This is a genomic window from Bacillus cereus group sp. MYBK220-1 (assembly GCF_051916445.1).
Classification (GTDB): Bacteria; Bacillota; Bacilli; order Bacillales; family Bacillaceae_G; genus Bacillus_A; species Bacillus_A cereus.
This window is the reverse complement of sequence record NZ_JBQAGQ010000001.1, coordinates 1133298-1156593: the sequence shown is the minus strand read 5'-3', so window position 1 is coordinate 1156593 and position 23296 is coordinate 1133298. Positions and strand designations below refer to the sequence as shown.

The window sequence follows — 23296 nt, the reverse complement described above, 5'->3', positions numbered from 1 at the left end:
TTTTTCGATGAATGGAAAAAGGTCTGTACTTTAATGAAAAAACAACTGCAGGAAATGTCACTAGTGATAATAACAAATTAAGTGTCGCGAGATATTATATTTACATTAAACAAATCTAATCAGTAAATGAGATAAAATCGATGAACTAGTATTTCATCACGATGTAAGAAAAGTTATAAATATTAAGTGCGTTTAATATAGTTAAACTAAAGGATCAGAGTGTATCTGTAACAATAGATAAGCTCTGATCCTTATTATATTTAATTAACGCATATGAATTTAAGATAATTAATAAGTAAGCTAGCTAGCGTGATTCTTAAAATTCATTTATGTAATTAACTAAACAGAAAATTGTTATCACATTAGCAAGGGATACTAATAGAAAAGCGTGTCCCTTTACCTAATTCACTCTCTATTTCTATATCTCCGTTTAATTCTCTAATAATACTATAAGCAATCATAGTACCAAGCCCAGTTCCTTTTTCTGTTGTTGAATAGAATGGCAAAGCAATTCGTTTTATTTGTTGAGATGACATCCCAATTCCTGAATCAATAATATCAATTATGATATTTCCTTTTACTTTTTGTATATTTATTTGTAATAATCCACCATTTTTCATAGCCTCAATTCCGTTTTGGATGATGTTGTTTAGACAGAGTTTGAATTTTTCGGGGGCCCCATTTATATAAAAGGAATCTGTACTATTTTGTTTGATTTCAACTTTGTATGATAGAGCGAGTGGTGAAATAGTATCTTTCACCTGATTTAAAATGTGATTAATATCTATTTTTTCTTTTAGGGTATTCTGTGGTTTGGTTAAAGATAAATAGTTATTAATAGTAGATTGTATTTGCTGCATTTCAATTAACATGATTTCTAAGTATTGATCCTGAGATAGCTTAGAGGCATGTTTTTCATTTAATAATTGAGTGAATCCATGTACCGTGGTTAGTGGATTGTGGATTTCGTGTGCAATTGACGCTGCTAGTTCGCTAGCTATATAAAATTTTTCAGCCCGTTGCAGTTTTTCTTTCATTTTATATTTCTCAATCATTTCCTCTATAAAATAAACTGATAATAATACTGTGAAAATATTAATGATTATATAATTTAATAAAAATTCTATGAGAGTAGAGTCTATTTTACCTCCTGTATTTATTTGAGTTACAATACCGCAAATAGAAAGGGAAGCTGTACATACTAAAATAAGAAGTAAGCTTAATAATATCTTTTTTTCTTTAAAATACATAGGTAATAAGTAACGAAAGAGCATTGTTATAACAGAAATGATAGTAAAGATAATAAATGATGGAAGAACGCCATTTCCGCCTAAGTAAAACCGGTAAGAAAGATATAAAATTCCTATAAAAACAATGTTTTTTGTATTTCCATATAGAAAAACTAATATTATAGGAATAAAACGTAAATCATAAATAAATCCCACATGTAAATGAAAAGGAAAAGTCATACAAAAAATAATAGCAATGGAGGAAAGGATAGAAAATAACATATTATTACATGTTATTTTTTCTTTAAACTCTAGCCAAAATACGTGATAGCTAAGGATACAAATTATTATAATAAAGGTATTTAATAAAAGAGTAGAAATTCCCATAGTTTTGCATCTCCGATAGTTTGTAAGTAGAATTATGTATGAGTTGGACATAGATGTTTAGTATTAGTAGACTTTTTATCTAAAAAAGGAAGGGTACTTGAAAAGTGCTGTTATATTACTCGTATTAAAATTGATAAGGAAAATAGAAAAAATAATAGATAAAAAATCTATTTAAATTTATGTATATATGAAATTATAAACTAACTTTTGTATAGGTGAAATTTGGATTGAGTTACTGATAAAATAAGTCTTTTTAAGTATGAATATTCTGTGAAAATGATATGCGTGGTGACTCCTGTTTTGTAGCCTTCGTTATATTAACATGGAATATATCAAATTACAAAGTGAAATTTTAGAAAAATTTTATTAGTACATTTTATCTGAAATAGAAATGCTATTTATTTGAGTATTTTGGTACTTACTCGTAGAAAACTTTGTTAGAAAAAGATTTTAAAATTTACATGTTTTTTATGAAGTGTAATATTGTAGCTTTATCTATGTGGCTTTCTCAATAACTATTAAGGCGTAAAGTTAAAATATATAGGTTTATAGATATGAATTATTACATAAAAGCGCACTTAAAAAAGGATGTATGATGGTAATAGAATACAAACATCAAGGGGGAACTTAAAATGAAGTTAAATAAACTAGTGCTTAGTTGTGGAGTAGTTTCAGCATTAACACTTGGTGTGTTAGGGAATAATACTTATGCTGAAGAAGTACACAAAACGAACGATCCAATTCATGTAGTTGAACATGTTTCTGCAGACTTATTATTAACCCAAACAATGGATTATAGTGGCGAAGCTGTAACTTCTTTCGTATATGATGGGAGTGCTGACTTAAGCTTCTCTATGAAAAATAATGGTCAAAATACAATGGGATATAGTGTAAAAGGTCCAAATACAGAGCTAATTGTTGGTGGTTATATAAAACCTGGAGAACAACAAATTAATGTTACAAATGTACGGAATGCTTTATCTTCATTACCGAATGGAACATATAAAATTTACGTTTCAAATGATGATGGTTCTAAGGGGCAATTCCAAGTTTCAGTAAGATCTATGAATTAAATTTAAAACGCTATGCTTTTAAGTTAATTTAATCTTTACTTATCGGAAAGAAGCTAAATTGAATTGAGAATTACCGATAAAAATAAAAACGAGCACCTTATCTAATTGAGAGGGTGTTCGTTTTTTGCTATTAAACAGAAAATAATTATAAATATATTTTGATATTCCCATTGCTAACCTACTAGATTGTGTCAACGAGAGAATGTCTACTATAAAAGATAGTAAAATAAAGATGATGGAACATTCCGCTAAATTATATGGGGAAATAGAAAAACCACCCTTATATGAGTGGTTTTTAGTAATTATTTTTAGGTTATACATTTAAAATTAGGCTAAGTTATAGAAATAATAAACATTTAATCCGTTGTTATTATTTTGGTTCTGGATAATGATTGTAGTATGAGATTCTAATAAATTCTTGGTAGACATTTGTTAATTTGGCATCTCTAAGAGCATCGTTGAATTTTTGCATACGTACACTCCCTTGAGCGTAGCCTCCACCTGGAGTATAAGGGTTTCTAGCTTCAAAGTCATCCAAAAATACTTTTAATTTTTTATAGTCTTGAGATTGATAGAAAGCCACGGCCTCTTCAGGAGTGACATCAAAGTAAGAGGATGACGTTGAGTTATAAGAAGCTGCTTGAGCAGTAGGTGCCTCTAGCATAGTTGCAGCTCCACCGAACATAGTAAGCGCCATAGAAGATACAATAATTTTTTTAAACATAATAAAACCTCCATGTAGAATATTAGATTAATAGTAATCCTGTAATCATTATAGTTACAATTAAAATGATTATCAAATGCAATATTGCATAATATATCCCGTTATTTTTGGGCAGTAAGACTCCCGCCCAAAAATTCAATGAAAGCAAAGAAGTTAGGTGGGAATCGGGCAGATTAAAGTTTCATTTTATTCTTTGAACGAGAAGTCACCTTTATATTTAAATGGAGGAGTGTAATAGATTAAAAGAGGTGTATAAATTACTCAGGTTAACAAAAAAATGAAAAGGCTATTTTAAATAGGGGAAAGCTTAATAACTGGAGTAAAGGAATTGCTATTTATATATTTAACATACAAATTTGTCTTTTAAATTGTAGGCGTGTTTTAGAATTTGTATATAGTAAATTCGTTAAAAAACTTGATAAATAATAAAATGTGTAAATTTTTTGACTATTTTATTAAAATTATTTAATATTTGTAATTTATTGTTTTATAATGATAATTGGGTCGATCGTGAATGTTTTAGATATTGCGATATATACTCGGATTAATTTATTCTAGGGAGGTTACAAAATTGGGTAAGAGAGTCATTATAAGAGTTTTTACATTATTATCAGTACTGGCATTATTCCTTAATGTATTTTTACCTAGGGCTAGTGCAGAGGTTATGACGCATGAGAAATATTCAATGGACTGGAGTTATAGTAATAGTCTAGGTAAGTACATTCGCACTGAAATGATTAAAAATTCAAGTGGTCAAATTGCTTATTGCTTAACCCTTGGATTAAAATCACCAAATGGTGAAGATCTTCCTGAAATGGGGAAAACAGATAATGTAGTATATAGAGTCTTATTAAATGGTTTCCCGCAAAAAAGTGCTGAACAGCTGGGAGTAGCTAATAAAAATGAAGCGCATTATGCAACGCAACTTGCGGTTTGGAATGCATTAGGTCAACTCGATGTAAATGAATTAAAACATGAGAATAAAAATGTTGAAAAAGCAGCTAAGGCTATTATTAGTAATGCTAACAATAGTGAAGAGACTCAAGATGTTTTTATGAATGTGATTCCTGCTGAAAAGCAAAAAGCAGAATTAAAGGGTGAATTCTTCGAAACAAATCTATATTCAGTACAAACAAATGCTAAGAGTGGTTCTTATAAGGTAGTAGCGAAAAATGCACCTAATGGAGTTAGAATTGTTAGTGAAAATGGAGAAGTGAAAGATCAGCTTTCAGTTGGAGAAAAATTTCGTATCCAAATTCCTAAGAATACAAAAACGGGTGAATTTAATTTAAGTGTTGCTGCTAATTTAACTAAAGTTCAAGCAATTGCTTATCGTGGTACGGATACTGTTCAGAATGCTACAGTACTATTAGAGAGAAATGAAGAAAAGCTTAGTAGTGATCTTGCAGTAAATTGGGAAGCAGCTGGTTCTTTAAAAATTAAAAAGGTTGGAGAAAATGGAGAAGTTTTAGCTGGTGCAGTATTTGAGGTCTTTAATGCAAATAATGAATCAGTCGGAAAAATCACGACTGGTGCTGATGGTATGGCAGAATTAAACAACTTACCAATTGGTACTTACACATTAAAAGAAATTAAAGCACCAACAGGCTATGTTTCAGATGATAAACCACAAACTATTGAAGTTAAGACAGGGGAAACAGGAGCTGTCCAAATAGTAAATAACAAAGTAAAAGGTAACATCGAAATTAAAAAGCTTAGTGATTCAGGAAAGATTTTACCAAATGTTGAATTCACAGTCTTCACTGAAGATGGAAAAGAAGTGAAAAAAGTAGTAACAAAAGAAAATGGAATTGCAAACGTTGAAGGTCTTACGTATGGTAAATATTATTTCTTAGAGACAAAAACACCTAATGGATATATTGGAAATAAGACAAAGTATCCTTTTGAAATTAAAGAGCACAATAAAACACTTACTTTTACAGTGGAAAATACCGAAGTGAAAGGTAGTGTAAAATTACTAAAAGTAGATAATGAAGATATTAGTAAAAAATTAGAAGGTGCAGCATTCGAGCTAAAAGATGCAAGTGGAAAAGTAGTTGGGGAATATAAGACAGATAAAAATGGTGAGATTAACGTCAAAGATTTAGCGTATGGTAAATATTCATTTGTAGAAAAGGTTTCTCCAAATGGTTACGTTCTTGTTAAAGAACCGATTGTGTTCGAAATAAAGGAACATGGAAAGATTATTGAGCTATTGGCAGTTAATCATCTTATCAAAGGTGATCTAGAAATTACAAAGGTAGATGTAGCTGATGGAAATAACAAGCTTCCAAATGCAGAATTTACGATTTATAACGAAGCAGGAAAAGAAGTAGTAAAAGGAAAAACAGACGATAAAGGAATCGCTAAATTTGAAAAGTTACCATTTGGAAAATACACATATAAAGAAACTGTTGCACCAAAAGGTTATGTATTAAATGAAGAAACGTTCTCTTTTGAAATTAAAGAGAATGGTCAAATCATTAAACACATTGTCAAAGATGAAAAGATTCCTTCAATAGAAACAAAAGCTACTGATAAAACAGATGGTACAAAAGAAATGCACACGTCTAAGTCTGTAACAATCCAAGATAAAGTGGAATACAAAGACCTACAAGTAGGCAAAGAGTATACTTTAAAAGGTAAATTAATGAATAAAGAGACTAATAAACCATTAGTTGTAAATGGTAAAGAAGTAACTGCTGAAACGAAGTTTACACCAAAAGAAGCAAATGGTTCTATTACACTAGATTTCACTTTTGATGCAACTGGTTTAGAAGAAAAAGAAGTAGTAGTATTCGAAGAGTTATTGAAAGACGGAAAAGTTGTTACGACACATGCTGATATCAATGATAAAGGTCAAACAGTTAAGTTCGTTAAGCCATCAGTAAAAACGACAGCAACAAACAAAGCTGATGGTTCTAAAGAGTTAGACGCTTCTAAATCTGTAACAATCCAAGATAAAGTGGAATACAAAGACTTAATCGTGGGTAAAGAGTACGTTGTAAAAGGCAAACTAATGGATAAAGCAACAAACAAGCCATTATTAGTTGATGGTAAAGAAGTAACAGTAGAATCTAAGTTTACTGCTAAAGAGAAGAATGGTTCTATCACATTAGACTTCACTTTCAATGCTTCTGCATTACAAGGTAAAGAAGTAGTAGTATTTGAAGAACTGTATCAAGATAATATATTAGTAGCTATTCACGCTGAAATTGAAGATAAGGGACAAACAGTGAAATTTAAAGAGGGAAAATCGGAACAACCAAAACCAGAACAGCCAAATTCAGGTAAAAATACGCCAACACCAGAGCAACCTAACGAGCAAGTAAAAGAACAACCACAACTTAAGAAAGAAATTCAATCTAAAATTGGATGGTTACCGCAAACAGGTACTAATCTTACAAGTTGGATCTCTATGGCTGCAGGAGCATTACTGTTAATTGTTGGTGGAGTGATTTTCTTAAAACGTAAAAATGCATAGAAATTAAAAAATAAGCACATCTGTTTTTATAACAAGATGTGCTTATTTTTATCATTTTAGCCAAGAAGACTCCTATATTTAAGTGTGAATGGCATTTAAAATAGCAACTTTATTTGTAGTAAACAATACATAATTTTGTTTTACTGTTTTAATTAAAATACGGTCTGTTGTCCCATAAGATGTTCCAATACGTATTACATCTACTTCTTCAACACCAGCATAGGTAGCATCTTCGGTAACCTCAATCACATCACGTAATGGAATTGTAATCTCCGCCAATTGCCATGAAATAATTAATTCTTCATTTGTTTTTTTTACATTAATGCCTAGCATTATACCAAGACCCTTCAATAATAATATGCTACACTTCTAATCTTATTATATAAATTTTTAGATTGTTTATCTATATATAGGAATAGAATTTATTTCTATTTGTGAGCATCTTAATGATGTCAAACAAATAGAAGGATATACATTCTTTCTGTTAAGAACTATATAAACAAAAGCAGACCTTAGAAGAATATATGAAAATAGAATTGAAGAATTAAACTGGCTAGCAATAGAAGTGAGATTGTAAAAGGTAGGGGATATAAATTAAGGTGTTTTTTAATTTCATTGGTGAGGAGGGAAGGTATCCCTATTCTTTTTTCGTTCCTTGTAAAATTTGAGGATGTCCTAAGGGAGTGAAAAGATGGATTGTGTGGGTGTATTAATAAAGGCCACTTTCGGTGACTTCTAGAGATGTTTTTTGAGGGAATACAATATTATAAGTTGTAGTATTCATTGCAGCAATTGACTATATTATAGGAGCATTCACGTTGGGATATAACAGAGAATTATAGAGTAAAGTGGGATTCAAAAGCATTGTTAAAAATGTGGTTGTTATAAGTTATTCTCCTATCAAAATAATTAGTCTTTGCTCAAAATTTAAGACTGCTATTTTATTATATCAAGTAACTGTTTATGTTATTTAATAATTACTTGGTTTACTATTAAGGTGGTTATCTTACAAAAGTGTAAGGTTATTTTAATTGACACTCGTATGTATAAGTAACTATACTGGTTACACAATGTTGGTGAGTATATTTAATAATCTCTATCTATAAGTGTGTGTCCGAGGATTATTTTGGAGTAATAGTTCTATTTTAAATTCGTTATCTGCTATATAGTAATACGAACAATTTAATCTATTCTTTATTCAAGGTCGTATTATTTAAAGATTAATTATAAATGATATATTTACCAAATTGTAATAACTTGATAGAGGTGTTACATTTTGAAATACAAATTAATTGCTACAGGAATTCTTGCTGGAAGTCTATTATCCTACTCATCTAATACATTTGCAAATACTCATAAGTTCCCAGATGTTCCTGCATGGGCGGACAAATCCGTTAATTATTTAGTTGATAAACAGGTATTGAATGGCTATCCAGACGGAACTTTCGGTTCAAATGACTCATTAGACAGAGCTTCGGCTACAAAAATTATGACAAAAGTTTTAGGTCTACAAATTGACTCTAATGCAAAACCATCATTTACAGATTCACAAAACCACTGGGCGACTCCGTATATTGCTGCTGCTGAAAAAGCTGGTATTGTTAAAGGTGAGGGTAATGGAATCTTCAATCCATCCGGAAAAGTAACTCGCGCTGCTATGGCTACGATGCTAGTAAATGCATATAAACTACAAAGCACACCAAATCATAATGAGCAGGTTAAATTTGAAGATTTAAAAGGGCATTGGGGAGAAAAATATGCCAATATTTTAATCGGTTTGAAAATTTCCAATGGTACTGAGAACGGTTGGCAACCAAATAGATTTATAACACGTGCTGAAGCTGCTCAACTTACTGCAAAAACAGATATGATGCAACATCGTCAAAAAAACCCATTAGAAAGTAAAACAATTATTATTGATCCTGGACATGGTGGCGAAGATCCTGGGAAATCCACAAAGGGATTACCTGAAAGTAAGATTGTACTAGACACTTCTTTACGTCTACAACAATTACTTGAAAAGCATACACCATTTACAGTTTTATTAACTCGTCAATCTGATAATAGACCAGGACATGATCAAAAAAGTTCTTTACAGGAACGTGTTAAATTTGCTAAGAAAAATCGGGGTGATATCTTTATAAGCGTACATGCAAATGCTTTTAATGGTAATGCAAAAGGGACAGAAACATATTACTATAAATCTTCTAAATCTGAAAAAACAAATCCTCATGTGGAAGAAAGTCGTGTTTTAGCGGAAAAAATTCAAACACGTTTAGTAGAGGCACTTCAAACACGAGACAGAGGAGTTAAACATGGAGACCTTCATGTTATAAGGGAAAATGACATGCCAGCTGTGTTGACGGAACTGGCATTTATAGATAATGGTATTGATTACAGTAAATTATCTACGGAAAATGGCAGACAAATTGCAGCAGAAGCCATTTATGAAGGAATTTTAGATTATTATGAATGGAAAGGAAATAATGTATCTGAATATAGGCTGTAATAAGTAATTGAAAATATAGTAATTCTCGAAATGAAGAATTCTATAATTTTTTTAAAATTTTTTAAACAACAATTTTAAATTTGTATTTAAAATTGTTGTTTAAATCGTTATTTTATGTTTTAATAATGTTGATAATAGTTATCAATAATAGTGAGAGGAAGATTAGTGAAATATGTGTTTTTAGTTAGTGTCATAAAAGTTAATGAATTTCTATATTGTATGGCTATGAATATATCTCTATTTTTGTGAACTAGAAATAATATATTTATATCTTTTAAATGTTTAAGAAGGAGTGGCTGTCTGTATGAAAAAAGCAAAAGAAATAGCTAAATGCGTTGCGGTAGCGTCCGTTATTATGTCTGGATCATTTGGTTTACAAGCAACATCTGCATTTGCAGATTCTAAAGGAACTGTAGAAAATCTTCAAAATGGTGGGAAGGTCTATAATAGTTTTAAAACTACTTATGACATGAAGCAAAATATCAAAAATTCAATAAAGGTTTCTTTTATTGAGGATCCTTACGCAGATAAAAAGATTGCAATTGTTACCACTGATGGTAGTAATATAGATGCTAAATATACAATTAATAGCGGATACTATAACGCAGGTTTAAAATGGCCATCAGCCTATCATACTGAAGCAGAAATAACAAGTGGTGATAGTGCTCAATTCCATAAAGCTGCCCCAGTTAATACAATGACTTCAGCAAAGGTCACTTCGGAGGTAGGGTATACACTTGGTGGAAGTGTTAAAGTAGGAGTAAATGATAAAGGGCCAAATGCCGATGCAAGTATCACAGGTAGCTTTGCTTGGAAAGAAAGTGTATCTTATGATCAAGTAGATTATAAAACGGTATTAGAGACTCACACAGATAAAAAATTAAATTGGAAAGTAGGATTCCAATCATTTAACTTCCCAGAGTGGGGAATTTATAATCGTGATTCATTCAATACTTTCTATGGTAATCAACTATTTATGAAATCACGTAGTTATAATGAAGGAACGAATAATTTTGTTTCAAAAGATACAGTACCAGCTTTAACAGGATATGGTTTTTCTCCAAACGTAGTAGCGGTTATTACTGCTGATAAAACAGAAACTACATCAGATTTAAAAATAACAAATCGTAGAATTTCAGATCAGTACAATATCGAATGGGTAAGTTCAAAATGGTGGGGAACAAATAATAAAGATACATATAATGAATTCTTTACGAACCACTATAAATTAGACTGGAAAAACCATCAAGTTACTCTTGATAACCAAAAAGCCCTTGAAGAACAAATGAATAGTATCAACAGCGTGAATGATAAACTTAACAAAGGAAAAGGGAAATTATCTCTTTCAATGAATGGAAATCAACTTAAAGCTACATCTAGCAATGCTGGTTATGGTATCAGTTACGAAGATAAAGATTGGGGTATCTTTGTAAATGGTGAAAAGGTCTATACTTTTAATGAAAAATCAACTGTAGGCAATATCTCTAATGATATTAACAAATTAAACATTAAAGGACCTTATATCGAGATTAAACAGATCTAGTCAGTAAATGATGGCCGATTGATGGATAATTATCTCATCAATATACGAGTTTATTTTAAATCTGTATAATGTAATGAAAGGACCAAAGTTTATCTATAAAATAGATAAACTTTGGTCCTTATTATTTTTTTGTTTGCACACGAAGTTAAGATAATATTAGATGTTTTTTGTCCAGACTTTCACTCGATTAGAAAAGAGCGTAAAGTATTTGAAAGCTATTGATATTACGCAAGGGGATATTGTTTAAAGTAATCAGAACTTCATCGGTTGTTAAGTTACCACTTTAAATATATAATTAAATTTCATTAAAAAGATACTCTATTCAAAGTCCTTATTGGGCTTTTGAAATGAAATATATACTATTTGAGGTGTGTGAAATGGGGAAATCTCGAGAGCAGACGATGGAAAATATTTTAAAGGCTGCTAAGAAAAAATTTGGAGAGCGTGGCTACGAAGGTACGAGCATACAAGAAATTGCAAAAGAAGCGAAAGTGAATGTTGCTATGGCCTCTTACTATTTTAACGGGAAAGAAAACCTATATTATGAGGTGTTTAAGAAATATGGTCTTGCTAATGAGCTACCCAATTTTCTTGAGAAGAATCAATTTAATCCTATCAATGCCCTTAGAGACTATTTAACGGTTTTTACTACACATATAAAAGAGAACCCTGAAATTGGATCATTGGCATATGAGGAGATTATTAAGGAAAGTGCACGATTAGAAAAGATTAAACCGTATTTCATAGGTAATTTTGAACAGTTAAAAGAAATATTACAGGAGGGTGAAAAGCAAGGAGTTTTTCATTTCTTCTCCATAAATCATACGATACATTGGATCACTTCTATTGTTTTATTTCCAAAGTTTAAAAAGTTTATTGATTCTTTAGGGCCAAATGAAACGAATGATACAAATCATGAATGGATGCCAGAAGACTTAGTGGACAGGATTGTTACTGCATTAACAGATAAACCTAAAGTGTAAAATTATAAAGAAGTATAATGTATTCTTTTTATTGAAAAAATACAAACCTTTTGGAAGTGAACCTAGTAGTATTAATTTATAGATTTATATACTTTTATGAAAATAAATGAAGTAAATTCAATTTAATCTTATTTATCTTATAGGGATTATAAGTTATACTAAAAGTAGGTACAAAATGTACCATTTGAAAAAGAGTGCATTGCAAAAAGGAATCCGTAAAGGATTCCTTTTTTTGTTTCTTTGAAAATGAAGCAATGTTCTAATAATTAGCAGTCCTTTTTGCATGTTAAATAAGGACTTACTGAGGTTATAATGAGAAGAAAAAGAACCCTATAGGGTTCTTTTTCAAGGCATATTAACAGTAAGGAGAATCATGAAATGCTACTTCAAATCTTTATTAGGGGAAAGATTTTGAAAAAGCTTAACATGTATTTATTTTTACATAAATGTAAGATGTAGTAAATTGATAATATTTATACTTACTATTACTAATATTCAATTAAGATAGTTAATACTATTTATATAGTGTTAACTGGTGTATAGTACAGTATAGATTTAGAAATTTAATATTAGATTACATTTGTTAAAAAAGTTAATAGATATATTTTTTCAAATCCTAACTAACATTTAAACGGTTTTAATTGAAATTGGTTGTGTATTAACCCTTATAAGCCAATAAAAGTAAATAAAATAAACAAAGACCCTGTAATAAATACAGGGCCGGATACAGGGTTAAGGGAACGCATAGTTTCTTAATATCATAGTAGCATATATTCTTTGTATAGCTACATGAGGATTTTGACAGAATTAAGAACAAGACAGAAAATCTGTAGGAAAGCAAATATAGTGCTGGAAATGTGATTTTAAATTAAGCTATAGGTATATTGAAATGGATGAAAACTCTTGAGTACCATGATTAAATTGCCTTTAATTATGAGGTTTAGGTTAGAGGGATAATTGGATCTTACTGAAAAGAAAAAATGTTTTTTAGATTAAAAGAAGAAAAGACACCTTTTGGGTGTCTTTTCTTTAGGTAAACAGTTCACATATTGCTGAATTAGATACGAAACCATAATTCGACTACGAAGTAAATCCTAACATAATCTGAACAGAAAAAATATGTAATATTACATTTTTAGTTTTTAATTATTTTATTCAATATAGAGAAGCAACGTAAATAAAAGGGCATGCAGTCGTATCTGCAGCCCTTTTTAGGAGGAATTCAAGATACCATTAGGACACGTATTGGTAAACAGGTTCAAAAATAGTATGTGTGAAAAGAAAAAGTCCTATACCAAAAGTAGACAGGACCTTATCTTTTTTACATTTTAAAAAATGAAATTCTGTCCTTTTGAAATCAGTACAGCACACACTTGGTTTGAAATGAAATTAGAAAAAGTATACATGAAAATGGCAGACAACTATTTTGTTGCCTGCCGGTGCCAGTGGGTTGAATGAGTTAGTCAATTCAATAAATTGTGCTATCCCATTACCAGAAGAGTGAAGCCGTTAGTCCAAACGGCTTAGACATAGTTTGTCTAATAAAGAAAAAATTATGAGTAGAAATTTTGTTTGCTCTATATGAAAAGATAAATAGATATTCATCAGACAAGGATAATTTAGCATATCTTGAATAGGGTGTAGGAACGAATTAAAGAAAGGGATATTTGTTTAGGAAGGGACTGACTCAGGGGTGGGACTTTTGGACAGGGTTTGGGGAGCGGTGATTGCCTTTGGCATTGCGACTAATATCGTTGCTTGTATAATGGCAGTATACATTCAAAAATATGAGCTAATGATAAATCATCTTACAAATATTTTATTTTTAATAATTATCTCTTTAACGTTTATAAAGATGAAAATTAACAGATGGGTGGCTTTAGGATTTACATTAGTTGTAATAGAGAAAGGTATTAAAGCGGGCTATGACTTCTACACACATAATTATTATAGTGTCAGTTGGAGTTTAGCTATCATTGTCTATTGCATATACGAGATGGAAAAGTATCATATTGAAATAAACGAATAGGCGCAACAAAAAGGTGTTAGTAGGTGGAATTCTTTTTAAAATACTATAAAAAAGACACTACAAGAGTGTCTTTTTTTTGAAAATACTCTATAATTAACTTTGGGGAAGGTAATGTTAGAGTATTCGTTTAGCATTATCTTTATATTTGATAAACCATGAAATCGAAAGATTTTGTGGTTTATTTTATGAACAATAGATATTACAGTATTGGCAGTGAGTTATTAATCATTTTAAGCATTAGGGGAGAATGGATTAAAAGTCTAACATCGAATAACGGTTCCGGAATATAGTGTTGCGAAATGATCTCCCATATCCCAAACGGTACTTGCCTGTATATAGCCCTTAAAGCCTTCTGAAGAATAATAAATCTCTTTTGGTATACTTTCTTTAGTTTGGAAATGTGCTTTAGAGTACTTTACATAATGGTTTTTAACAACTTTTGCTTCTGGAACAATAGTGTTTTTTTGTTCCAATTTTGGCCTAGCACTAGAAGGTGGTATGAATTTTACATTGTCTTGGTAATTAGGATCTAAGGTGTCAGCTTGTACACTGTGTGACGAAACAAAGGTGCTTAGACTACTTCCCGCAATTAAAGTTGCAAATACTAACTTTGAGAATTTTGTTAATCTACTCATTCTATAATCTCCTTTTTATTATTTTGTAAGGTATCTCCTTACACCTCACAGTCTATATCCACTACAAAAGGGTGTACATACATATTGATAGACAAAATTCTACAAAATACCGCATGTTTTTGGGATTTATGTATAATAATCCAATGTCTAATAATCTATTAAAAGTAAAAAGGTAGGTCTTATATAAAAGAAAATGAATAATTTATACAGGTAATGTATATGGAATTATTGTTTAAATATTCTAAAATGAGTTGATAAAGATGTTGGTAGGTTTTTTGGAAAACAAATAATTCCCTAGGTGAAATTTGGAAGGAAGATTCTCTGTTAGAGTTTTTATAAGGGAATTCATTTTCGTAGATTCAAAATGTAAAAATAACTAAAAGAGCAAGTGTTTCAATGGGTAAAAAGCTATGTTGAGTCTTTTTTCTCTGTCGGTGGTCGTCTAATCAATGAAATGACGGATGCTTATGATAGTTTGTGTCTAGCAACATTCGTGTATAAACGAATGAATTAAGAAAAGGGTGAAATATTGGATAACTCGAAATGGATGCCTTTAAGTAATGTTGATGATGATGAGGAAATTTGGGTAGGAGCAAGAGTTAGGTTGTACAATGTTGGTATGAATAGAGAAGATAAAGAAAATAATTTCTATGAATATATTATTTCTTATATCTACGACAACACTAACTACTTACAACTAACTAATTTAACAACAGGAAAAGCAGGTTATATTATTTGTGTCATTGAAAAAGAATTACCAAATAATTATGCTTTGGGCAGAACATTAAAGCAAAGAATAGGTTTAGAAAATACCTATTTTAGATTTGAATAATCAACAAATAAGGGAAGCACCAACTCTAAGGTGTCTTCCCTTATTTAATACTTTTTATCAATAATCAATATTAACAGAGCCTAAATAAAAAAGTGAGAAAAATGATAAACACTCTTCTCACTTTCATCAATTAGGGTGGCATATATATAAATATGCGTTTGGGTGGATTTTGGATGAAAAATCCACATGCATAGTATAACAAAAAAATTATGGCTTTTCGCATGTAATATTGCATATGAAAAATAGTAAAGTTTTAAATTTTAATATTAACAACTTATATATATGTGTTACAATGTAATTCTCTAATTTATTTTATTCTCCTATTTAGAATTTATAGTTTAGTGATTCAATAATACAAAAGTGGTTTTAATAAATAGATAAAACGATGAAATAATACAGTTAGAATGGTTAAAAGGCAGCTAAATATAAGTATTAAAAAAAAATTACTTATTTATGTTTAGTGAATGTATTATGGTAAGAATTTCATCCGATTGGATTAGCGCTAAACTAGATTTTTATCCAAACAAATCCAATAATTATTTTTTAAATGAAGTATATGTTGCATCAAGTTTATTTGGAATAATTCGTAGTCTAATAATTGCTGAATCTAGAAAAATAACATATTCGAAAGGAGGACAGATAAAACTCTGTCTGTGAAAATTAAATCTCTAAATTATAAAGTATGGATAATAGGATGTAATTGTGGTTTCATTTCGAATGGTACCATAAATGAATGTGGAAAAGTAAAGGAGAAAAATTTAAATAAACTATATAAGTAGTAAAAATGAAAAGGAGAAGTAGCTAGTGTTTAATATAAAAGAAAGATTGGGGCAAATAAAGCTTAAAACGAAGTTGTCTATGGCATTTATAGCAATATTAATTATACCAAGCCTTATCGTAGGAGTATTATCTTATAATAAAGCAAAAACAGATCTTAATGAAACAATTCTACAATCAGCAAAAGATAATATAAGTATTTTAGATAAGATTGTTGATGATGAATTAGAAAATAAGCATACAGATATCACTCATTTTGCAAAGGTACTCACACAAGGGGATTATAATCCTGAACAATCGCAAAATGTACAGAATAAATTTGATCAATATATACAGTTACATCCAGAGATAGAAACAATTTATACGGCATCCAGTAACAATCAATTTATTCATGCACCTGTTGGAAAAATACCAGAAGGGTTTAATCCGCTAGAAAGCAGTTGGTATAAGGATGCAGTAAAAGCAGATGGAGAGATTATTGTTTCATCTCCATATAAATCAAAGTCTACAGGAAATATGGTAATTGCAATTGCAAAGCAGAATGCAGATAAAAGTGGTGTCATTGGCGTAGATTTGAATATTAAAGATATCGTAAAAACATCCAAAATGATAAAAATTGGGAAGCAAGGATTTGTATCTATAGTTAGTCAAGATAAAACTATAGTTGTTCATCCATCACTAAAACCTGGAGAGAAATTAGATAAAACTTTAGTGGATGAATTGTACAAGACAGAAGATGGAGTAATTACTTATAGCCTCAATGGTGAAGGTCGAAACATAAGCTTTAAGACAAATAAAAAAACAGGTTGGAAAATAGCTGGCGTAATGCCTACGAAAGAAATTGAAGAAGCTACCAATCCTATTTTTTATAAAACGCTCACTATAATAGGTGCTTCATTATTGTTAGGTGGAATTGTAATTCTATTCATACTTAGATCTATTATTACTCCACTAAGACAATTAGTCATTTCAGCTCAAAGAATTAGTCAAGGAGATTTAACCGAGAAAATAGATATTCGTTCAAAGGATGAACTTGGGCAATTAGGTGGTAGTTTCAATACAATGGCAGAGTCGTTACGTAATATTATTTCTCAAATTAACACATCTGCAGGACATGTAGCTGCGTCTTCTGAGGAACTAACTGCTAGTGTAGAGCAAGCAAGTGTTGCGACAGAACAAATTACAAAAGAGATGGAAGAAATCTCGAACAGTGCAGAGGTTCAAAATAATGAAGTTGAGTCTGGAGCTGAATTAATTGGTGAGGTAACACGAAATATTCAATACGTAGCTGAGAATGCTTCTGAAGTATCGGCTTCATCCATATACACTAAACAAAAAGCAAATGAAGGTGAACAATTAGTAGAACAAACTGTAACACAAATGCAGTCTATCCATCACTCTGTTTCTCAATCCGATAATGTCATAAAATTATTAGATAAGAAATCACAGCAAATTGGCAGTATATTAGAAGCGATTCAAAATATTGCGGAACAAACAAATTTATTAGCATTAAATGCAGCGATTGAAGCAGCTAGAGCTGGGGAACAGGGGAGAGGGTTTGCAATTGTTGCTGATGAAGTTAGAAAGTTGGCGGAGCAATCATCCGAATCTTCAATGGAAATTGGAAGTTTAATTAAGGAAATACAAGCAGACGTACATGAGACTGTAAAAGCTATGAATGAAGTAGGCGTAGAAGTACAGTCGGGAATTAAGGTTGCTAACGATACAAAACAAAGTTTTTATGAGATTTCAAAATCTGCAAATGATATTGTATCAAAAGTGCAGGGTATGGTAGAACTATCAAATAAAATGACAACTGATGCAATGAAAGTTGATACATCGATTGATCAAATAGCTATGGCTGTAAAAGAAAATTCTTCAAGTATGCAAACGATAGCTGGTTCATCTGAGGAACAACATGCTTCTATGGAAGAGATAAATTCTTCAGCAATACAATTAGCACAGATGGCGGAAGAACTTCAAGAGTTAATTGGTGGATTTAAGATTTAAGTTGAGATTCTAGGAGAGAATGCTAGAATCTTGTTACAGAGTGGAAATGAAAAATCTTATAACATAGTAAATAAGTATAATATGTACTCTCTATGCGTATTGAACAGGCAGATAAGCCATTTAAAAACCCTCCATTTGGAGGGTTTTTAAATACATTTACATTAAATTTGTGGTGGTGCACCACCATAATCGCCAACACTATATGAAGGAGCAGGATAATGCCCATGAGTAGCAAGCTGATCTGTTTTAGAAAACTGAAAAATTCCCACCGTTAATACCCCAATAAAAGCAATGCCTGATAATAATAAGCTAATTTTTTTCATTATTTTAACACTCCTTTTGCGATTGATTTTTGTCTTGCTTGATAACAAATATGGAAATAGTCACTTACTTTTTGGTGGTTCTCTAATTGTCTACATTTTGTGGCAAATAATTCGGCGTATTCGACAACATATTCCCATAATTCTTCTTCCTCAAAGTATAAGATTCCTTCTTGAATGATTTTTTCTAATTCTTCCAATGGAATATTTTCGTTTAATTTTTTTAAAATAGAGAAGTGGTGTGTGTATTCTTCGTTATGAATTTCTCTACAAATCTGTAGTCCCTTATCAATGAGTTGGCTGGCCGTTGATTGTTCTCCTAACTTATAATGTTCCTTAGCTTGTAGGAAGATGGCCTTGAAGTGTGTAGGGATTTTCTCTGTTACTTCTGAAAGGTGACGAATAGCTAAAGTAGACATACTTTGATCAGAATACAGCCACCCCATAGTATTTTTTACGTATAACAAGGAATCTTCTTCCCTATTTTTTTGTAGTAAATCAATTGCGCAATGTAGATATTCTTCTGCTTGTTCGTACTGTTTTAAATAGATGCAGCAACCACCTAGCAAACTATTACAAAAGGCTGTTTTTACTTCATAACCTTCGTACTTTGAAAAGATTGCTCTCGATTTATTTGCGTACTCGATAGAAGCGAGATTGTTATAGGTATGGTGATAGAAAGTAGCAATTCTATAGTAAAATTCAGCATGTTCAATTTCATCTGGTATAGCTACCAATATTTTTTCTGCTAGTTTATAATGTTCCTCTGCCTCAGTATAATTAGATATAAAAGTGGAATGAATGGATTTGAAAAAATGATAATAGAATTGTAGAAATTGATCTGTAGGCATATCATAATCGCTAATAGTATCAAAACTATTTTGTTGAATACCAAGGCTATCTGTTAAGACCTTGTAACGAAATTCGAGTAGTGAATAGTATAGTAACAAATTTTGATCCTGATGTTCTTGATCCGGCTCAATGCTTAACTTATTAATTTTTTCATCAATTTTCTTTTTTAGATTAGTAGCTTTTATAACTTGTTGAGATAGCATAGCTCGATACCAGTCGTTCAATAGAGAGGTTAATTGCTCATTTCCCTTTACTGAAACACTCATAATATACGCCCCCATTTTCTAAAAAAATCCTAATCCAATTTAATTATAAACATCATAACAAAATAGAAGAAAAAATGGAGTGATATTACAATATTTTTCAAGAAAATTCATAAAAAACAATCAATTTGTGTCGAATATACTTAGAATAAAACATCCAAAAAATTATCAAAAGATGATATGAGTCTTTATACGTTCTATCAGGTGAACTTAGAAACTGTGATTGAAGATTTATGAAATTTCCTTTTCTTAAAACGGATCAATTACATATTAATTTTTAAATTATTTTATCGGATACATATAGTATGTATCCGATAAAATATATAAATCTTGCGTATGTAAATAAGAAGAAAATAAAGAAAACAAAAAAGAACTTGTAAGAATTCCTACAAGTTCTTTTTTAGATAATGTAAAAGGTGAAACAGACTATGTCATTATTTGTAATAGTAAAATTATCTTACGTATGGTTTTGTTTTATTTTATTTTATCATTTTAGCCAAGAAGACTCCTTCCTCAAGGGGCGTGAAGGGCCACAGTCCAGTGAGTAGGTGGGAGATGAATTGGCCTCGAACAAGAGATGGCAGGAAGCCATCTTAATTGTTCGACATATAGAAAGTATTACTCTACTATCTATCGAATGTACGTTTGGTGTATAATAGTCATATACCGAAATGGAGGTGAATCAAATAATGATTAATAAAGCCTATAAGTTTCGTATCTATCCAAATCAAGCACAAGCAATTCTAATCAACAAAACGATTGGGTGTTCTCGCTTTGTATTCAATCATTTTTTATCCTTATGGGATCACGCATACAAAGAGACAGGAAAAGGCTTGACCTATGGTATATGCTCTGCCAAACTACCTGCCATGAAGAAAGAGCTTGTTTGGCTAAAAGAAGTGGATAGTATTGCGATTCAGTCGTCTGTTCGCAACCTTGCGGATGCTTATACGCGCTTTTTCAAAAAACAAAACAGCGCACCGCGCTTTAAATCTAAGAAGAACAACGTACAATCTTATACCACAAAACAAACAAATGAAAACATTGCCGTTGTAGGGAACAAAATAAAGTTGCCGAAACTAGGCCTTGTTCGATTTGCCAAAAGTCGCGAAGTAGAGGGGCGTATTGTAAATGCTACAGTTAGACAGAACCCTTCTGGTAGATATTTTGTGTCACTATTAGTTGAAACAGAAGTACAAGAACTTCCAAAAACACATTCTTACATTGGAATAGATGTAGGACTAAAAGATTTCGCTATTTTGTCAGATGGAACACACTATGAAAATCCGAAATTTTTCCGATCATTAGAAGATAAGTTGGCGAAAGCACAGCGTGTTCTTTCTAGAAGAATGAAAGGATCTTCTCGCTGGAATAAACAACGAGTAAAGGTAGCTAGAATTCATGAATACATATCAAATACTAGAAAAGATTACTTGGACAAAATTTCAACTGAAATCATCAAAAACCACGATGTTATCGGTATAGAGGATTTGCAAGTATCGAATATGTTAAAGAATCATAAGTTAGCAAAAGCAATTAGTGAGGTATCTTGGTTGCAATTTCGATCAATGTTAGAATACAAAGCAAAATGGTATGGCAAACAAGTCATTGTCGTATCGAAAACATTTGCTTCTAGCCAATTATGTTCTTGTTGTGGATATCAAAATAAAGACGTTAAAAATCTAAACCTACGTGAATGGGACTGTCCTTCTTGTCGTACACACCATGATAGGGATATTAACGCAAGTATCAATCTAAAGAGTGAAGCGATAAGGCTTCTAACCGCAAGGACTGCGGGGTTAGCCTAATCAATTAGAGTTCGATAGAACTCTTTACTTAGGAATCCCTCACTTCTAAACGAAGTGAAAGTGGGGGTAGTTCAAAGAAGATGTACTATATTGAAGATTTGTTCTTATTGTTGATTAAAGGGAAATTTAAGACTGGTAAGGGGAAAGTGCATAAAAGAGAAAGTCTCCTTTATTTATTCTGAAAAGATAATTCAAAAAGCTATTTGTGTATAGAATAAGCTATGCATAAATTCATCAACATTGGTGATAATAAATAAGAGAATCAATATATAAGCATAAACTTGTTAAAGCTCAGTGTAATTCTATAAATAGTAGATGAAATTATCTGAAAAATAACATTATTTACTTTTCGAGTAGGATAAGTAGAAAAAAAGGAAGTTTTTCTTTGAAGAAAGCTCTTTTGACAGGAATAGATTTTTTCATAACTAGAACAAATAAATTAATAATCACATATACTGTATTGTCGTTAAAGCAAGACATTATTTTCTCAGAACAAGGGAATCACTAGAAAAATACGTGATTCCTTTATTCTTCAATATAATGTCAATAGTTGATTTGAAATAACCGAAGAAATAAAATTTTTGTTAATGGACAATCACATAATTTTAGGTATAGTAGGTTTATAATTTAGACTATAAAAATTAATGTATCTTTTATTATTTTAACCAAGAAGACTCCCTCCATAAGGAACTCACAGCAAGTATGGGTAAGTGGGAGTAGTTCAAAGCATGCAATATTGTTTGATTTGGCTAATACATAGATTTCTCATCTCAGAACTGGTGTAAGAATTATAATGTTTATACCATTCTATTGTATTTTCTAAAGTCTGTTGTAGGGACCATTTTGGCTGCCAATTAAGATTGAATTTTGCTTTGCTAATGTCAAGGTTTAGTAAATTTGCTTCATGAAAATTTATTGGATCTATATTTTCTGCTGTCCAATCCCCGCAGCCCCAAATATCTAGTAAACTGGTCACTAATTTTTCTACTGAAACAATATTGCTTAGGGATGGCCCGAAGTTCCATGCTCCTGAATAAAGGATACCATTATTTATAATTTTTTCTGTAAGGAGTAAATACCCGCTTAAGGGTTCTAGTACATGTTGCCAGGGTCTAATAGCAGTAGGGTTTCTAATAATAATGTTTTTGTTTGATTCTAATGCTCGTATACAATCAGGAATAATTCTATCTATTGACCAATCACCACCACCAATTACATTACCAGCTCGAACGCTTGCAATTATTTTCTTGTGTTGAGAAAAGTTTTCTTCTGAAAAGTAAGAATTTCGATAGGAAGAAATTAAAAGTTCGCAGCATCCTTTGCTTGAGCTATATATGTCATGGCCGCCCATAGGGTCAATTTCACGATAACCCCAAGGCCATTCTTTATTTTCATAGCACTTGTCACTTGTCACCATGATTCCTATTTTAGCTGATTCATGTAATCGAATTGCCTCTAGTACATTCATAGTTCCTACAACGTTTACCTCGTATGTTTCTCTAGGATATTCATATGAATACTTAACTAGAGGTTGGGCAGCTAAATGGAATACAATTTCAGGTTTATAATCTGTAAAAACCTTATTTAATTTATTAAAATCTCTAATGTCTCCACGAATATCAATTATATTATTTTGAAGGTTAGTAATGTTAAAGTTATCATTCTTATTTTTAGGATCTAATGAATATCCGATTACAGTAGCACCTAATTCATTCAACCATAGGGATAACCAAGAACCTTTAAAACCAGTATGTCCAGTAATTAAAATTGTTTTTCCGTAAAAAGCATTATTAAAGTTTTGGTTTAACAATTAGTCCACCTCCTTTAGTACCCTATTT

General features: G+C 31.0%; 16 protein-coding genes. 9 read left to right on the top strand and 7 right to left on the bottom strand.

Annotation, left to right across the window (positions count from 1 at the left end; all coding sequences use genetic code 11):
- Positions 1-362 precede the first annotated feature (362 nt).
- Positions 363-1616, bottom strand: coding sequence for an ATP-binding protein (locus ACTFRU_RS05835; RefSeq protein WP_440037539.1), 1254 nt, complete (start codon positions 1614-1616; stop codon positions 363-365).
- A gap of 632 nt (positions 1617-2248) precedes the next feature.
- On the opposite strand from ACTFRU_RS05835, the gene ACTFRU_RS05830 reads away from it, so the two are divergent.
- On the top strand, positions 2249-2689 hold the full coding sequence (locus ACTFRU_RS05830) for a hypothetical protein (RefSeq protein ID WP_000773519.1): 441 nt from the start codon (positions 2249-2251) through the stop codon (positions 2687-2689).
- Between the two features lie 370 nt (positions 2690-3059).
- Here ACTFRU_RS05830 and ACTFRU_RS05825 read toward each other — a convergent pair whose 3' ends face one another.
- Positions 3060-3413, bottom strand: coding sequence for a hypothetical protein (locus tag ACTFRU_RS05825; RefSeq protein ID WP_000473483.1), 354 nt, complete (start codon positions 3411-3413; stop codon positions 3060-3062).
- A gap of 571 nt (positions 3414-3984) precedes the next feature.
- Here ACTFRU_RS05825 and ACTFRU_RS05820 point away from each other — a divergent pair.
- Positions 3985-6897 carry a SpaA isopeptide-forming pilin-related protein gene (locus ACTFRU_RS05820; protein ID WP_440037538.1) on the top strand — a complete coding sequence of 971 codons (2913 nt, stop codon included), beginning with the start codon at positions 3985-3987 and terminating at the stop codon, positions 6895-6897.
- A 78-nt stretch (positions 6898-6975) separates the two neighbouring features.
- On the opposite strand, the gene ACTFRU_RS05815 is transcribed toward ACTFRU_RS05820, so the two are convergent.
- Complete coding sequence (locus tag ACTFRU_RS05815) at positions 6976-7230, bottom strand: SunI/YnzG family protein (protein WP_440037537.1); 255 nt, start codon at positions 7228-7230, stop codon at positions 6976-6978.
- Between the two features lie 943 nt (positions 7231-8173).
- On the opposite strand from ACTFRU_RS05815, the gene ACTFRU_RS05810 reads away from it, so the two are divergent.
- The 4 genes from ACTFRU_RS05810 (at position 8174) to ACTFRU_RS05795 (ending at position 13961) form a co-directional block, all read left to right on the top strand.
- On the top strand, positions 8174-9406 hold the full coding sequence (locus ACTFRU_RS05810; RefSeq protein ID WP_000875660.1) for an N-acetylmuramoyl-L-alanine amidase: 1233 nt from the start codon (positions 8174-8176) through the stop codon (positions 9404-9406).
- Between the two features lie 304 nt (positions 9407-9710).
- Positions 9711-10949: a hemolysin II HlyII gene (gene hlyII / locus ACTFRU_RS05805; RefSeq protein WP_016123131.1), complete on the top strand. Its 1239-nt coding sequence runs from the start codon at positions 9711-9713 to the stop codon at positions 10947-10949.
- A 377-nt stretch (positions 10950-11326) separates the two neighbouring features.
- On the top strand, positions 11327-11932 hold the full coding sequence (gene hlyIIR, locus ACTFRU_RS05800; protein ID WP_006928663.1) for a hemolysin II regulator HlyIIR: 606 nt from the start codon (positions 11327-11329) through the stop codon (positions 11930-11932).
- A gap of 1693 nt (positions 11933-13625) precedes the next feature.
- Positions 13626-13961: a hypothetical protein gene (locus tag ACTFRU_RS05795; RefSeq protein ID WP_025708929.1), complete on the top strand. Its 336-nt coding sequence runs from the start codon at positions 13626-13628 to the stop codon at positions 13959-13961.
- A 260-nt stretch (positions 13962-14221) separates the two neighbouring features.
- Here the strand turns inward: ACTFRU_RS05795 and ACTFRU_RS05790 are convergent, their stop codons facing one another.
- Positions 14222-14596, bottom strand: a complete 375-nt coding sequence (locus ACTFRU_RS05790; RefSeq protein ID WP_000088960.1) for a hypothetical protein — start codon at positions 14594-14596, stop codon at positions 14222-14224.
- A 547-nt stretch (positions 14597-15143) separates the two neighbouring features.
- Here ACTFRU_RS05790 and ACTFRU_RS05785 point away from each other — a divergent pair.
- Both ACTFRU_RS05785 and ACTFRU_RS05780 read left to right on the top strand, forming a co-directional pair.
- Positions 15144-15428, top strand: a complete 285-nt coding sequence (locus ACTFRU_RS05785; protein ID WP_002024558.1) for a hypothetical protein — start codon at positions 15144-15146, stop codon at positions 15426-15428.
- Positions 15429-16232: 804 nt separating this feature from the next.
- The gene (locus ACTFRU_RS05780) at positions 16233-18215 is read left to right on the top strand and encodes a methyl-accepting chemotaxis protein (RefSeq protein ID WP_440037536.1); all 1983 of its coding nucleotides are present in this window, start codon (positions 16233-16235) and stop codon (positions 18213-18215) included.
- Between the two features lie 161 nt (positions 18216-18376).
- On the opposite strand, the gene ACTFRU_RS05775 is transcribed toward ACTFRU_RS05780, so the two are convergent.
- Together ACTFRU_RS05775 and ACTFRU_RS05770 are read right to left on the bottom strand one after the other, a co-directional pair.
- Positions 18377-18538, bottom strand: a complete 162-nt coding sequence (locus tag ACTFRU_RS05775) for a hypothetical protein (RefSeq protein WP_000724107.1) — start codon at positions 18536-18538, stop codon at positions 18377-18379.
- Entirely contained in the window at positions 18538-19653 is a 1116-nt protein-coding gene (locus ACTFRU_RS05770; protein WP_000116953.1) for a Rap family tetratricopeptide repeat protein, read from the bottom strand. Before ACTFRU_RS05770 ends, ACTFRU_RS05775 begins: the two co-directional genes overlap by 1 nt.
- A 686-nt stretch (positions 19654-20339) precedes the next feature.
- Between ACTFRU_RS05770 and tnpB the strand changes: the two genes are divergently transcribed.
- Complete coding sequence (tnpB, locus tag ACTFRU_RS05765) at positions 20340-21458, top strand: IS200/IS605 family element RNA-guided endonuclease TnpB (protein WP_006922732.1); 1119 nt, start codon at positions 20340-20342, stop codon at positions 21456-21458.
- Between the two features lie 721 nt (positions 21459-22179).
- Here tnpB and rfbG read toward each other — a convergent pair.
- Positions 22180-23268, bottom strand: coding sequence for a CDP-glucose 4,6-dehydratase (gene rfbG / locus ACTFRU_RS05760; RefSeq protein ID WP_000934345.1), 1089 nt, complete (start codon positions 23266-23268; stop codon positions 22180-22182).
- Positions 23269-23296: the final 28 nt, after the last annotated feature.